The sequence below is a fragment of the Rapidithrix thailandica genome (assembly GCF_039710355.1).
GTDB classification, from domain to species: Bacteria; Bacteroidota; Bacteroidia; order Cytophagales; family Flammeovirgaceae; genus Rapidithrix; species Rapidithrix thailandica.
This window is the reverse complement of record NZ_JBDKWZ010000009.1, coordinates 167,687-182,550: the sequence shown is the minus strand read 5'-3', so window position 1 is coordinate 182,550 and position 14,864 is coordinate 167,687. Positions and strand designations below refer to the sequence as shown.

Here is a 14,864-nt window from a genome sequence, read left to right as displayed (position 1 = left end):
AGTTGTTCAATGACAGAACAGTACTCAATTCTCCTTAATGGCTTGCAACAATTTCTTCTTCTACCTCGCCACAGGTCAACATTGCATCGCCAAAATACGGATTCAACACCTTCTCTTCCAGGCTTAACCAACTGGCGCCCTTGTTGTCGTTCGCCATTGGGCAATATTGTACAAAAACTTTTTGTGTACTGCCAAAGGCCTTAATGGCATAGCGTAAATGCTGACTAAGAGAAATAAAATTTTTGCGTTGTTCTTCCAATTGTTTGGTGTCCGCTATTTTCCCAGTTTGCTTTTTTATGACTTTCAACAGATCCATCCAATACATATGTGCCTCTTGGTCCTTAAGCAATTTCATATCTACTTTTTCCAATGAGTTAAGTACCTCTTTGGCCAGTATTTGAGACGTTTTCTGATCAGAGGCAATCAAGGCATCTTTCAACTTCAAATAGTGCTTGGTTACTTCTTGCAGCTGTTGTTGAAATGCTTTCGGACTTTTGTCCAAATAAGACGGGACTTCTACTTTCTCCGCTTCTCCCGAACTCTTCCCTTTCACATACACTTCCTGATTCATCATGCTGGCTTTGTTATTCAACTGAGCGGCAGCATCTATGGTAAACGCCCCGTTAGTCACTACATAATCACCGTCTTCCAGTCCTTCTTCCACAATATACCGGTCTCCTAAGGATGCTCCCAGTGTTACTTGGCGCATTTCAAAAGTAGGTACTTGTGTATCTTGAACTTCCACATAGGTAACCGAACGAGTGCCTGTCCACATAATGGATGATTTGGGTACAGTCAAGGCGCTCCCGGAGTTGGCAGAACCCGCTTTCACCGTAGCGGTGGCAAACATCTCCGGTTTTAACAAACCCTTGGCATTGCTGATTTCCGTACGCACTTTGGCGATACGGGTTTGCGGGTCAATAAAAGGATCGATAAAGGTGACGGTCGCCTCAAAGTTTTTCCCCGGATAACTGGCCACGGCAAACTGTAATTTATCCCCCATTTTCACAAAAGACAAATCCGATTCATATACATCAAACACTACCCAAACTCTGTGTAAATCCACCACTTCCAATACCGGTTCACCTTCCTTCACATGATCACCCAATGCTACGTTTAACTTTTGCACCACTCCTGATACATCGGCTTTGATGGTAATTTCCGTGCGCACCTCTCCGGTATTTTCAATTTCCTCAATTTGTGCATCGGTTAATTTCCAAAGCTTCAGCTTTTCTCGAACGGACTCCACCAATTTAGGATTCAGTTCCTTGAACTTGAGCGCTTCAAACAGCTCTTTTTGAGCACTGACCAATTGAGGGGAATAAATTTCAGCCAGTCGTTGACCTCTCCGCACAGTTTCCCCGGTATAATTGACATAAAGCCGCTCTATCCTTCCCCCGAAATGTGCCGTTTGTGTTTTAATTCTGCGTTCATCAATCTGTACTTTTCCGTTCAAAAGGATTTCTTTGACAGAAGCTTCCCGGGTGATTTGAGATGTTTGTACATTCCCTAATTTCACTGCTTGTTCAGTCATTTCCAACCGAATCGGAGAATCGTCATCGTTTGCGCCCAAAGGGATCAAATCCATTCCGCAAATGGGACAATCTCCCGGTTCGGGCAATTTAATCTGAGGGTGCATGGAACAAGTCCAAACCGATTCGGCACTCTCTGCATTTTCGGTAGCATGTTGATGTTCCGAATGATCTGAGTCCGAACTTCCTCCAAAAAATAAGCGCCCTAAAAACAAGCCCAGCACCAATATTCCGAGGTACTTCAGCCATTGTATTTTATTTATATTGCCTTTCATGATGAATCTTATTTACTTTATTTACTAACAAAAAATAATGGAGGTAGCAATGCTTACCTATGCGTTCTCTTCATTTCACTAACCCTCAATGTTTCCAGCTAAAAATTCCAATTGAGCCATTGCAATCCACAAGTCTGCAATGGCCAGGCTGTAGTTCAGTTGGTAGCCCAACTTTTGTTGCCAGGTGCGCAATACTTCCTCGAATTCTTTACCGGAAGTCGCATAATCATTGACTAACAAATCAAGCATTTGCTGCACCTGAAGAATTTGTTGTTGATACAACTTTGTTCTTCGCCGGGCGTCTTTATACTTCGCTTCGGCAACTTCCATTGCATCGAGTAGTTTTTGCGAAGAGCGACTATATAACAATTCATTACTCTCCAATTGAATTTTCACTTCCTGCTCCATTGCCTTGTATTTCTTTTTATTGAAAATCGGAACACTCATATTCACCATCGGCATGAGTACATCCCGTCCGTTTCCGGAAGGATCCATATCGGTTCGTTTTCCCAAAAAAACATAGTCCAGCCCCACCCCGATCTGTGGTTTGTTCTGAATCCGGGCCACTTCCAACTGACTACTCAAGGCCTCCCTTGCCGATTCAATTTGCAATAATTGCGGATGGCTTGCCAACATGGAATCTCTAAAAGCAACAAGGTTCACTTCCTGCAAGGCAGCCATCAGACTATCCGGAAGGACTACCGGCAAGTCAGGTTCTCTATTCAACAAGTGATTAAAAGTGCTCCGGATAGGGACTTGATCATCCTTTATTTTTTGCAATTTGTTTTCTTCTTCCCGGATCTGTAATTGCACTCTGAGAATATCACTCATTGCGGCAAGACCGTTTTCATAGCGATTGGTGACCAAGGCTTCATAAGCCGTCAATACTTCCAGGTTTTGCTCTACAATAGAGATATCATTCTTTAGACGGGTCAGTTGGTAATACCCCTGTTTCACATCAAAGTACAACTGGTTTTTCAATGTTTCCACTTCTTGCAAACTGACCAAAGCCGCTTTACTGGCTGCGTCTTTCTGCCGCTTCAAGGTGCCAAACCAAGGAAACTTTTGCTGAAGAGAAAACTTAAACTGCTGAGGTCCCAGGCGGGTTTCAACAGGCATGATAAAATAACCAAATGAAAACACCGGATCGGGCAAGGCACTCACTTGAGGCACTTTCTGCATTTTAGACAAATACTCCTGGTATTTGGTTTTTAGCTCCAGATTATTTTCTGCCGCTTCTTTTAAGTACTCGTTCAGCGTTTGGCTCCTGGCTGATTGCAAGCCCGCTCCCAGCCAAAGCCCCAACAGAAAGAATAAAGCCGATATGTATTTATATTTTACTACAATCATTTTTTAGGTATTTGAGATTCGCTATTTAGGTGTTGGCAAGCATACATCTATTTTTCATCACGAATAGTAGACGGTTGGACACCTTTTCTCTTTTTCAGATAATAAAGCACAGGCACTACAAACAAAGTGATCAGGGCTATCAACATCCCTCCAAAAGAAGGAATTGCCATCGGTACCATAATGTCCGCCCCACGTCCGGTAGAGGTTAATACTGGTAAGAGTGCCAAAATCGTGGTGGCGGAAGTCATTAGTGCCGGGCGTACCCGCTTGTTTCCTCCTTCCAATACCGCTTCTTTGATTTGCTCTATATTTTCCGGTTTATTCTTTTCAAAAGACTGGTTCAAATAAGTAGCGTACAACACCCCGTCATCCGTGGCAATTCCAAACAAGGCTATAAACCCTACCCACACTGCCACACTCAAATTGACCGTATTAATTTGAAAAAGATTTCTCAGGTTAATCCCCCATAGATCTATATTCATAAACCAGGACTGCCCGTACAACCAGATTAAAATAAAGCCACCGGAAAATGCCACTAATATTCCTGAAAACACCATCATCGTTGTGCTGACCGATTTGAATTGAAAATACAGAATCAGGAAAATCACAACCAAACACAGTGGTATGATCAGGGACAAACGCTTTTCGGCTCTCAGTTGATTTTCATACGATCCGGAAAAAGTATAGCTGACTCCGGCAGGTACTACCAATTCCCCATTCTCAATTTTTTGATTCAAATATTCCTGCGCTTCTTCCACTACATCCACCTCAGCATAACCGGCCTTTTTGTCCAGAAGGACATAGCCTATCAAAAAGGTATCCTCACTTTTGATCATCTGAGGGCCTTGTGTATAATTAATCTTGGCAATTTCACCTAGTGGAATTTGTGTATTGGTAGGTGTTGGTAATAAAATCGAACGGATTTTATCCGGGTCGTCCCGCAATTCCCGGGCATAACGTACCCGCACCGGATAGCGCTCGCGGCCCTCTACGGTATAGCTCAAAGGCATTCCCCCAATGGCTGTTTCAATCACTTGTTGTACCTGGGCAATAGACAACCCGTAGCGGGCAGCTTTGTTCCGGTCGATTTCAATTTCCAAATAAGGTTTCCCTACAATCCGGTCGGCAAAGACCGCTTCCGCTTTAACAGAAGGCACCTCCTTGAGAAAGGCTTCCAACTGTAAACCGAACTCCTCAATGGTTCTCAAATCCGGTCCTTTCACTTTTATCCCCATGGGCGCTCGCATCCCGGTTTGCAACATGACCAAGCGCGTCTCGATAGGCTGTAATTTGGGAGCGGAGGTCACCCCAGGCAGCTTGGTGGCTTTGACGATTTCCTGCCAAATATCATCCGGTGAATGGATATGTTCCCTCCATTGCCGGAAATACTCCCCGTCTTCATCCGGGATCAAGCGAGCCGGATCTATATACGGCTCCTGCCCTTCCAGAATGGGCAATTCTTCTCCTTCATCAGACAACATCAAAAATTGTCCTTGTCGTGTTTTGAAGCGCTTGCGTTCACCTTCATCGTTTACAATGTACTCGCTCCGGTACAGGATGACATTCTCATACATGGAAATCGGAGCAGGATCCAAAGCCGACTCTACCCTACCTAATTTCCCCACGACATTTTCCACTTCGGGAATGGCCGTTACCGCCATATCCAATTGTTGTAACACCAACTTATTCTGCGCAATACCGGCATGCGGCATCGAAGTAGGCATTAATAAAAAGGAACCTTCGTCCAAGGCGGGCATAAATTCTTTTCCGATACCGGGAAAGGTTTCGTCCAAGGCTGTATAAAGAGAAGAGGAGCCAATATTCACGCCTGCCTTTTCCATACCCTGAGCCGTCCAGCCAAAGAGTTTGTCAAAGCCTTGCCAAATCATCATGCCAAGCAATACAATACTCATGGGCAAGAGCAAAAACTGTTTAGGATAGTCCAGACATAATTTTAGAATGCGCGGATAAAACTGTTGAAACACCCGGAAGCCACCCAATACCAACACCAAGATGATGGCAACAAACAAGAAATTAAGCCAAATGCTATAGGCCGGACCCAATGGCATCCACTCATAGGTGAGTAAGTAGGCCACTGCCAAAATTACCATGCCGCTGTTCGCCCAAACGGTGTAATTTTTTAATGAAGGGAAAAAGAACTGAATGGCATTTATCAAGCCCGCCAATATCAATACAAATCCTAAAAACATTGACGAAGAAAAAGCAAGTACGGCACCGCCTATCACCAACACTGCATTCCATAACAACTTGGTATAAGCCGACAATTTTTTACTTTTCTTTTGTGGAAACTTGGCAAAAAACCAATACGCAAAACTAGGAATAATGACCAAGGCAATAATAACGGCCGCAATCAAGGCGAAGGTTTTGGTAAATGCCAAGGGAGAGAAAAGTTTTCCCTCTGCTCCTTGTAAAGCAAATACGGGAATAAAACTAACAATGGTCGTGGACACTGCCGTAAGAATGGCTCCGGATACTTCGGCTGCGGCCTCGTACACTACGGTGAGTACGGGCTTATCCTTGTGCTGATGGAGATGTTTAATCATATTTTCCGACAGCACAATCCCCACATCGACAATGGTACCGATAGCGATAGCAATCCCCGAAAGGGAGACAATATTGGCATCTACGCCAAACTGTTTCATGGCGATAAACACCATCAAAACGGCCAAAGGCAACATGCCTGAGATCAGTACGGAAGCCCTCAGGTTAATCACCATCACGATAATGACAATGACGGTAATCAAAATTTCCAAAGTAAGGGCCTCTTTGAGAGTTCCTAAAGTTTCGTTAATGAGTTGGGTACGGTCGTAGAAAGGGATAACTTTTACTTGAGAAACCGTACCGTCAGCCAGTGTTTTTGTAGGCAAACCTGCTTCAATCTCCTTGATTTTCTCTTTAACATTTTGAATCACTTGCAGAGGATTGGAGCCGTACCGGGCCACAACAACACCACCAACGGCTTCACTCCCCGACTTGTCCAGCATTCCTCTTCGCTCGGCAGGTCCCAGACTCACTACTCCCACATCCTTGATACGGATCGGAGTATTGTTGCGCACGGTTATCACCGATTCTTCCAAATCTTCCAGAGATTGGATATACCCTAAGCCACGCACAAAATATTCGGCATTGTTAATTTCAATCGTCCGGGCCCCTACATCCAGGTTACTTTCTTTAATACCTTTCACCACCTGGGTTAAAGTTACTTGATGAGCTTTTAACGCATTGGGATCCAGGTCGACTTGATATTCTTTGACAAATCCTCCGATGGATGCGATTTCCGAAACCCCTCCGGAAGACATCAAGGCAAATTTCACCTGGTAATCCTGAATGGTACGCAACTCGTGCAAATCCCAACCTCCGGTAGGATTTCCATCTTTATCCCGCCCTTCAAGGGTATACCAGAAGATCTGCCCCAAGGCAGTGGCATCAGGCCCTAAGGCCGGCTGAGCCCCTTCCGGTAGCAAACCCGAAGGCAGGGAGTTGAGTTTTTCCAAAATACGAGAGCGGCTCCAATAAAATTCGATGCCTTCTTCGAATATGATGTAAATACTGGACAGTCCGAACATCGAAGAACTCCGGATGGTTTTCACGCCTGGTATCCCCAACAAAGCTGTAGTCAGGGGATAAGAGACCTGGTCTTCGATGTCTTGAGGCGAACGGCCTTGCCACTGAGTAAAGACTATTTGTTGATTTTCACCTATATCAGGAATGGCATCTACAGCCACAGGATCGGAAGGTAAAAAACCTATCCCCAGATCAAAAGGGGCACTGATGATTCCCCAGCCAATGACAAAGAGAAACAGCAGCCCGGTAACCAATCGGTTTTCCAGAAAAAACCGGATGAGTGAGTTAATCATAAATATCTGATTAATAACTTATTACATAATAAATAAATTAGATAAACGGAGAAGTGCCTGGCCTGACGACTTGTGGGCTTCTTCCTTCGTTTTCCCAAACTATCCGAGATACCGGAAGACAATAAAGTCCATTTCCTTTCAAATAACTAACAAATAGCCATCTGGTAAATCAAAATGGGAACTTTATAGGAAAAAGCATTGATAGACATCGCTCAGTCGTACCTGATCTTCTTCTGTTGTCAGGATTAAATGTTACCTAGGCACAATAGCTCTCTTGCACTACAACTGGAAGTCTACAAACGGAAAGATTGAACCCATACCGGGAGGTCATGGGCGTAGAGAGGCGGGTCATAAAAGACCCAGTCGGTATTTTCGAAAGATTCTATAGGAAGTAAATCAACCAGGAACGGACGAATAGAAGGTAATACACAAAGCACATTTGCAAAGTACAAATCGAACTTCACTTTGTGATAATCGTCAATCTGAAGGGTTTCCACCTGGTTGTGACAACAATCGCTATCCATATCTTCCATATCACAACAAGAAGATGACTGCGGCAACAAACCTACTTCCTGGAGCAGTTCTCCGCAGAAGTGCTTTTGTATGGGCAACCCTACTGTGCCAATCAACACCAAGAGTGTTAATGTAATATGGATTAATTTTTTGGACATCGTTATTTCTTGCGGTACAAAAATGACAATAAAAAAAGAATCTTAGAATCTTTTTTTCAATTTTTAACAAATCGACTTGGCATTTAAGTAGAAAAAGTCCGCCTCTTTGCTACTTTAGTGCAACTGAGAGAGCAAAAGCAACAAAATTGCGGTGGGAAGTTTTACCTGCGACCTCAACGTTTGAATGGCCCGGTAAATCGTATTGACCACCGATTGATAATTCATTTGTGTCACGTTGGCAATCTCCTGGTAACTCATATCTTCATTAAATTTCAAATACAAGATTTCCCGTTGCCGCTTGGTGAGTTGGTTGAGGCCGTTTTGTAACTCTCGATGAAGTTGCCGGTGGTTTTCCTCTTGGATAATCATAGCCTCTTGAGAAATCTCCAAAGGAAAAGCTTGTTGATCGTCAATGCTCAGATCAGTCCTCTTATTCAGTACTTTGAATAACTTATTGCGTAAAGCTCTTAATAAATAGAACTTGATATTTTCAGGAGTGGGTAATTGTGTTTTTCTTTGCCACAACTCTACAAAAAGATCGTGAATCACATCTTCCACTATCGAAGGTTCGGGAATAATTTTAATGCCGTAGGCATACAACATAGAAGAATAGTTTCGGTACAAATTATCAAAACTGAAGGAATCACCTTCCTTAAATTGTTCCCATAAACTTTGCTCTCCCAGAGATGTCGCCTTACTCATGTTTTCAAATGCCAAAAATTTTATCCCTTCCTGCAATATAGATAGGGATTTTACTAAAAAAAGAAAAAAAATTAAAAAATACTGAGTATCAAAAAAGCATTGAAGGAACTTAAGTATGAACGCTTCAATATTCGGGGAGAAATCATCAGCTCCGAAAAGAACTAGCTGCTTGGGCAGAATAAGAATTCGAAAATGAAAAAAGATTTACAACTAACCGATTTAATATATTCCGAAAGCTTTCAATCCTGGGTGAAAGAAGGAAAGGATGCGGCTCTTTGGGAAAAGTATGTACAAGAACACCCCGAAAAGCAAGCGGAGATCCAACATGCCCGGAAGATTGTCCAAACTCTTTCTTTTAAATCAGACCGCTTTGAACGTTCTGAAGCATTGCTTACCCGGATTCATCAAAGCATTGCTCAAGTTGATTCATCCAAAACCCACATCCACACATTCAAATCACAACATTGGCTAAACCGCTTTGTAAAATATGCGGCAATTCTGATCCTCGCTTTAGGCATCGGTTATATCCTTTACCAACAACCTCCAAGACAAGAAGAAATAAAGGCCCCTGCTTGGGTTTGGAAAAGTCTTGACGTACCGGCCGGCCAACTCAAAACCATCAAACTGCCCGATGGTTCTACGGTGAAAGTCAATGCTGAAAGTCAGTTAAAATTTACCGAACCCTTTCAACCCCGAACCATCTATTTGGAAGGAGAAGCATACTTTGACGTACACTCAGATTCCCTTCATCCTTTCACCGTCATAACAAAGTCCATAAACACTTTGGTAACCGGTACCCAATTCAACGTAAACACCCGAAACCAACAAACCCGGATTGCCTTGGTAGAAGGGAAGGTACAGGTAAAAGATACTTTGCATAACGTCCAATTTTCCTTAAATCCAGGGCAACAAGCCACCCTAACGGATCATCAAGCCGACTATAAAATCTCAACCTTCCATCAAGAGAATGTGACAGGTTGGAAAGACTATATCTTTATTTGTCAGTCAGAAAAGCTCCAATCCATATTTCAAGACCTGGAACGCATCTATGGAGTGAAATTTACCATTCGTCCCGGGATAAACCTCCAACAGACTTATAGCGGAAGATTCGAAAATAAAACCCTGGAATACATCTTAGAGGGCATTAGCTACAGTGCTGATTTTCAATTTTCTATTAAAAATAAAACCGTAACCATCTTCCCTTAGAAAAGCCGCTCTCAACATGCTTTTCCAAGGATTTTTTTTAAGGAACAGATCACATTAAAAAATGAAAATTTATGCCTATGAAGCGATTTAATACCAGTTAAACCCTACCTCCATACACATCTGAATTGGAGGAATAGCTATGCTAATTATTCTACTATAAAAAAGAGCTGTTGCACTAAGCGCGACCCCGTGCAGCAGCTCTAAGCGAAATTTTATTGTGTAATTTCTAAGTATAAAAATATGAAGTATTCAGTTTATTACCTAATACACATGGGGTACCTTTTTTTTAAACGGGGCCTACAGGTAACCTTTCTATTTTGGGGAATATCACTTTTATTTAATCAAACCATCGCTCAATCCCGGGCGGAGGAGAATATTACCCTCAGGAAAGGAACATCTGTAATGCAAGCCTTACAGATCATTTCGAACAAAAGTGGATATGAAATTTTTGGGAAGGACCAACTAATTGCCAACCGGGCTCAGATCCTTCTGGAAGCAGACATTGAAAACGCTTCGGTCAATGAATGTTTGGTAGCCATCTCGCGCTACACCAACCTGAAATTTAAAAAGGTAGGAAAAACCATCTTTATCGGAAAGCGCCAGGTACAAGAACTAACGGAAGAAGTACAACAAGAAGTAGTGGTTTCAGGAACTGTGACATCCAATGAAGATGGCCAACCACTACCCGGTGTCACCATTCTGGTAAAAGGAACCGGTACCGGTACTTCTACGGACTTGGATGGCAATTATAAACTGACCGTTCCGGAAGGAAGTAGCTTGATTTTTAGCTTTATCGGTTTTCAAACGCAAGAAGTGGCCATCAACAACCAATCGACCATCAACATTGTCCTGCAATCCGATGTATCTCAACTGGAAGAAGTCGTGGTGGTGGGTTATGGCACACAAAAGAAAGTAAACTTAACCGGGTCGGTTGCAACTGTGTCATCAGAAGAGTTGGCCTCTCGTCCGGTATCCAATATTTCTTCGGCATTGCAAGGAGCCGTACCGGGGATGACCATCGTACAAAACAGCGGACAGCCAGGTAAAGATGCCGGAACCATCCGGGTACGGGGTGTTGGGACTATCGGTAACTCTGCCGGACCTATGGTGTTGGTAGACGGAATCGAATCTTCTATGAACGATATCGATCCGAATGATATCGAAAGCATTTCAGTCTTGAAAGATGCCGCTTCCGCAGCAATCTATGGATCCAGAGCCGCCAACGGGGTAATCTTGATTACCACTAAAAAAGGGAAAGCACAACCCATGCAACTTTCTTACTCCGCCTATATCGGTTGGCAAAATCCTACCCGTCTGCCGGAAAAATTATCTTCTGCGGAATATGCCGAATTGTACAACGAAGCACTGGCTAATGAAGGAAAATCACCTTTGTGGACTGACCAAGAAATCCAAAAATTCCGAGACGGTAGCGACCCTGATCATTATCCGAATACCGATTGGTTAGACTTATTTTATCAGGGCTCAGGGTTTCAACAAAATCATAATGTTAACCTTAACGGTGGAACAGAGCAAACAAAATACATGTTTTCGTTCGGTTATTTCGGACAAGAAGGGGTAATTAAAAACTCATCTAACGACCGCTATAATTTCCGTACAAATTTTAACAGTAAAGTAGGTGAGCGGCTGGATGTAGGCATGAACCTTTCGTTTAGCCTTTCCAAAGTAAAAGAACCGACACAACCTTTTACTGGTGATTTGGGGCAAATATTCCGACAAATCAACCGGATTTCTCCTTGGATTCCTTACAAACATTCGGACGGAACTTACGGATATGCCGGTGACGGAAACCCTCTTGCCTGGATGGACCTCGGTGCTACCAATAATTCAAGTTACCACAGAACGCTGGCTATTTTTAATGCGACTTACAAACTGGCAGAGGGATTAAGTGTAAGAGGTAATTTTGCCTATAAAGGATTTCAGGATATTGGAGAGCGCTTTATCAAAGACATCCAATACTATGATTTTGACACCAAACAACCTACCCTCTATCAAGGGCCGAACGAACAACGGGACTACCGGGCCAACAGCACGCAATTGACCATGAGGGGAATCGCCGAATATGAAAAAACGCTCAACAAACATTACTTCAAAGTATTGGTTGGGGCGGAACAAGAGTATTACCGTTTTGATAAGACACAGGCATTGCGGAAAAACTTCCTGAACAACCAGTTAGGTGAAATTGATGCGGGTAGCAAGGAAGGCCAACAAACAGAAGGTTCGGGCAATGAGTTGGCTATGCGGTCATTCTTCGGTAGGGTCAATTACGATTTTGATGGCAAATACCTTTTGGAAGCCAACTTGAGATACGATGCTTCTTCCCGTTTTCCGAAAAATAACCGCTGGGGAGCTTTTCCATCATTCTCAGCCGGATGGCGGATTTCAGAGGAAATGTTTATGAAAGGGCAAGACCTTTTCACAGACCTCAAGTTACGAGCTTCTTGGGGTATGTTGGGTAACCAGGGAGCCTTATCTTACTACCCTTATGCCTATACGTTCTCTACCAAAAATGAAGGCGGTTATCCGGTGAATTATAACTTCGGAGGCAAGATCGCCAACGGTGCTGCCGAAATCTTTGCGGCTAATTCAAACGTCACTTGGGAATCTACCGAAACCTATGATATTGGGGTAGATATGGCCTTGTTAAAAGGAAAGTTGACCTTCTCGGCCGACTACTTCTACAAATACACCCACGATATCTTGATGGAATTACCCGTATCACCCATGTTTGCTTTGAAACCTCCTACACAAAATGCCGGAGAGATCAAGAACACCGGATGGGAATTTCAAGCAGGCTACAAAGACAGTTTCAATGAGATAGATTATAGAATTGCAGCAAATATATCTTTCATCGAAAACGAAGTGACCAATTTGAGAGGTATTGAGCCCATCATCGATGGCTATAAAGTAAGAGATTTAGGTCTGCCTGTTAATTCTTACTATGGATACGAAGCCATTGGAATCTTTCAATCCCAAGACGAAGTAGATGCCCATGCAACACAAACAGGGGGTGCCCCGATCGCTCCCGGTGATATCAAATACAAAGATCAAAACGGAGATGGTAAAATTGATGGAGCTGACCGGGTATATTTAGGCAGCTGGGACCCTAAAGTGATTTTCGGACTTAACCTGGGACTTGCTTACAAAGGTTTTGATCTGACGGCATTCTTCCAAGGAGCCGCAGATGTAAAAGGATACTTATGGGGAGAAGCCATTGGAGAAATGGAAGGCTATACCTCTAGCCCTTCTACTTTATTCAGAGACCGTTGGACTCCTGAAAACCCGGACGGAGATTTCCCAAGAGTATTGACCAGCACCAGTATTCAAAACAACCCAAGTAACACTTCTTCTTTCTGGGTAAAAGACGCTTCTTATGTGCGGTTGAAGAACTTACAATTGGGATATACTTTCTCTGAGGAGGTCGTAAAATCTTTAGGCTTATCGAGCTTAAGAGTGTACTACAGCGGACAAAACTTGATGACCATCACCAGTTTTTACAAAGGTTTTGACCCGGAAGCACCTGCGGGCTCACGTGGAAACTATTATCCACAAGTAAAAACTCACTCTTTAGGGGTCAATGTGAAATTCTAAACTTGAAAGATAATGAAGAAAATCCTTTTATATATCAGTATATTTTTTGGCTTAACGGCCTGTAGCGATGACTTTCTGGACAGGGATCCTCTGGATAAACTTTCTAACGGCTCATTTTGGACAAATGAAAACGATGCTCTGGTGGCTGTAAATGCTTGCTATGCCAAGCTGGATGACGATGCTTACCATTCTTTATATATGGATTGTGCTTCGGACAATGCCTACAACCAATTTACCTGGGATGGCTACACGGCCATTGGCAATGGGTCTTTTTCACCAACAGATAATGTAGACCGATTTGATTTCACAATCATCCGGAGATGTAATTCGATATTGGAAAACATCGAAAAAATTTCAATGGATGAAACCCTTAAAAAAAGGTTGAAAGGAGAAACCCGGTTCATGCGGGCTTACAGTTACTTTTGGATGACCCAACTTTACGGGGATGTTCCTTTGGTTACTACCGTATTGGACTTAAAGGATTCAGATGTTGAGAGAGCCCCCAGAGCCACTGTAGTAGAGTTTTTGTTAAAAGAATTGGGAGAGATTGCCGCTGATTTACCTTTGGACTATTCTGGCGACAACGTAGGCCGGGCTACCCGCGGAGCTGCATTAAGTTTGAAAGCCCGTATCGAGCTTTACGAAGGCAAGTTTTCAGAAGCTGCCAATACAGCTAAACAAGTAATGGACTTAGGAGTTTACGACTTGTTTCCGGACTATGTTGGCTTGTTTACCGAAGAGAATGAAAACAATCAGGAAGTAATTTTTGATGTACAATACATTCAAGACGACTACGCCAGTTGGATTCAAGGATCTTTTGCTCCCAACGGAGACGGTGGCTGGAGTTCGGTAACGCCTATTCAAAGCTTAGTAGATGCTTACGAATGTTTGGATGGTAAAACCATTGAAGAATCTGCTTTGTACGATGTTGATCAGCCGTATAAAAACAGGGATCCTAGGTTAGACGCCACGGTACTCTACCCTGGTGCAGAATGGGAAAAGCGGTTTTTCAACCCTTTGGACCCTTCTTCTCCTGATCATTACTTAGGAAATAACACGTCCAAAACCGGTTACAATTCTAAAAAATACATCTATCCCTTATCCAGTTTTGCCAATATCTGGAACAATGGGATGAATGTGATTTTGATGCGTTATGCGGAAGTCTTGTTGATCTATGCCGAAGCCAAAGTAGAGGCAGGACAAATTGACCAAAGTGTATACGATGCTTTGAACGCAATCCGCACACGTGCCGGTATGCCAGATGTAGATCAAGCGACCTACAGCGGTCAAGCCAGTTTACGCCAACTGATCCGTAGAGAAAGAAGAGTAGAATTGGCCATGGAAGGTTTCCGTTGGTTTGACATTGTGCGTTGGAAAACAGCCGAAACCGTGATGAACAAACCGGTGATGGGAGTAAGAAACGGTACAGTAAACCCAACCACAGGAGAGGTAACCTTCACTTCTGATGATCATATTAAAGTGGAAGACCGGAAGTTTGATCCAACCAAAAACTATCTGTGGCCTGTTCCTCAAGCGGATATAGATGCAACAAAGAATCCTAAGTTGAAGCAAAATCCTAATTACTAGGAGTCACATATCCTACCAAAATATTGCCGTCTGCTATTTCAACGTAGTGGACGG

At 43.2% G+C, this 14,864-nt stretch carries 8 protein-coding genes; 3 read left to right on the top strand and 5 right to left on the bottom strand.

Annotated features, from left to right (window positions below; all coding sequences use genetic code 11):
* Positions 1 to 34: 34 nt before the first annotated feature.
* The 5 genes from AAG747_RS16735 to AAG747_RS16715 all read right to left on the bottom strand — a co-directional run bounded on the left by AAG747_RS16735 (position 35) and on the right by AAG747_RS16715 (position 8,408).
* A complete protein-coding gene (locus AAG747_RS16735) occupies positions 35 to 1,807 on the bottom strand; it encodes an efflux RND transporter periplasmic adaptor subunit (protein WP_346822351.1) in 1,773 nt (590 codons plus the stop codon).
* Between the two features lie 78 nt (positions 1,808 to 1,885).
* Positions 1,886 to 3,157 (bottom strand): TolC family protein, encoded by a 1,272-nt coding sequence (locus AAG747_RS16730; RefSeq protein ID WP_346822350.1) that lies wholly within the window; start codon positions 3,155 to 3,157, stop codon positions 1,886 to 1,888.
* 47 nt (positions 3,158 to 3,204) lie between these two features.
* On the bottom strand, positions 3,205 to 7,035 hold the full coding sequence (locus AAG747_RS16725; RefSeq protein ID WP_346822349.1) for an efflux RND transporter permease subunit: 3,831 nt from the start codon (positions 7,033 to 7,035) through the stop codon (positions 3,205 to 3,207).
* A 293-nt stretch (positions 7,036 to 7,328) separates the two neighbouring features.
* Positions 7,329 to 7,706, bottom strand: a complete 378-nt coding sequence (locus AAG747_RS16720) for an HYC_CC_PP family protein (protein WP_346822348.1) — start codon at positions 7,704 to 7,706, stop codon at positions 7,329 to 7,331.
* 114 nt (positions 7,707 to 7,820) lie between these two features.
* Positions 7,821 to 8,408, bottom strand: a complete 588-nt coding sequence (locus AAG747_RS16715) for an RNA polymerase sigma factor (RefSeq protein WP_346822347.1) — start codon at positions 8,406 to 8,408, stop codon at positions 7,821 to 7,823.
* Between the two features lie 192 nt (positions 8,409 to 8,600).
* On the opposite strand from AAG747_RS16715, the gene AAG747_RS16710 reads away from it, so the two are divergent.
* From AAG747_RS16710 to AAG747_RS16700, 3 genes are all read left to right on the top strand, one after another.
* On the top strand, positions 8,601 to 9,614 hold the full coding sequence (locus tag AAG747_RS16710) for a FecR family protein (RefSeq protein WP_346822346.1): 1,014 nt from the start codon (positions 8,601 to 8,603) through the stop codon (positions 9,612 to 9,614).
* Positions 9,615 to 9,884: 270 nt separating this feature from the next.
* Positions 9,885 to 13,223 (top strand): SusC/RagA family TonB-linked outer membrane protein, encoded by a 3,339-nt coding sequence (locus AAG747_RS16705; RefSeq protein ID WP_346822345.1) that lies wholly within the window; start codon positions 9,885 to 9,887, stop codon positions 13,221 to 13,223.
* 12 nt (positions 13,224 to 13,235) lie between these two features.
* Positions 13,236 to 14,810 carry a RagB/SusD family nutrient uptake outer membrane protein gene (locus AAG747_RS16700; protein WP_346822344.1) on the top strand — a complete coding sequence of 525 codons (1,575 nt, stop codon included), beginning with the start codon at positions 13,236 to 13,238 and terminating at the stop codon, positions 14,808 to 14,810.
* The last annotated feature ends 54 nt before the right edge of the window (positions 14,811 to 14,864 follow it).

Bases quoted from the DNA above. Each gene is read 5' to 3' on its own strand.
- AAG747_RS16735 (WP_346822351.1), bottom strand. From the start codon at position 1,807: ATGAAAGGCAATATAAATAAAATACAATGGCTGAAGTACCTCGGAATA.
- AAG747_RS16730 (WP_346822350.1), bottom strand. From the start codon at position 3,157: ATGATTGTAGTAAAATATAAATACATATCGGCTTTATTCTTTCTGTTG.
- AAG747_RS16725 (WP_346822349.1), bottom strand. From the start codon at position 7,035: ATGATTAACTCACTCATCCGGTTTTTTCTGGAAAACCGATTGGTTACC.
- AAG747_RS16720 (WP_346822348.1), bottom strand. From the start codon at position 7,706: ATGTCCAAAAAATTAATCCATATTACATTAACACTCTTGGTGTTGATT.
- AAG747_RS16715 (WP_346822347.1), bottom strand. From the start codon at position 8,408: ATGAGTAAGGCGACATCTCTGGGAGAGCAAAGTTTATGGGAACAATTT.
- AAG747_RS16710 (WP_346822346.1), top strand. From the start codon at position 8,601: ATGAAAAAAGATTTACAACTAACCGATTTAATATATTCCGAAAGCTTT.
- AAG747_RS16705 (WP_346822345.1), top strand. From the start codon at position 9,885: ATGGGGTACCTTTTTTTTAAACGGGGCCTACAGGTAACCTTTCTATTT.
- AAG747_RS16700 (WP_346822344.1), top strand. From the start codon at position 13,236: ATGAAGAAAATCCTTTTATATATCAGTATATTTTTTGGCTTAACGGCC.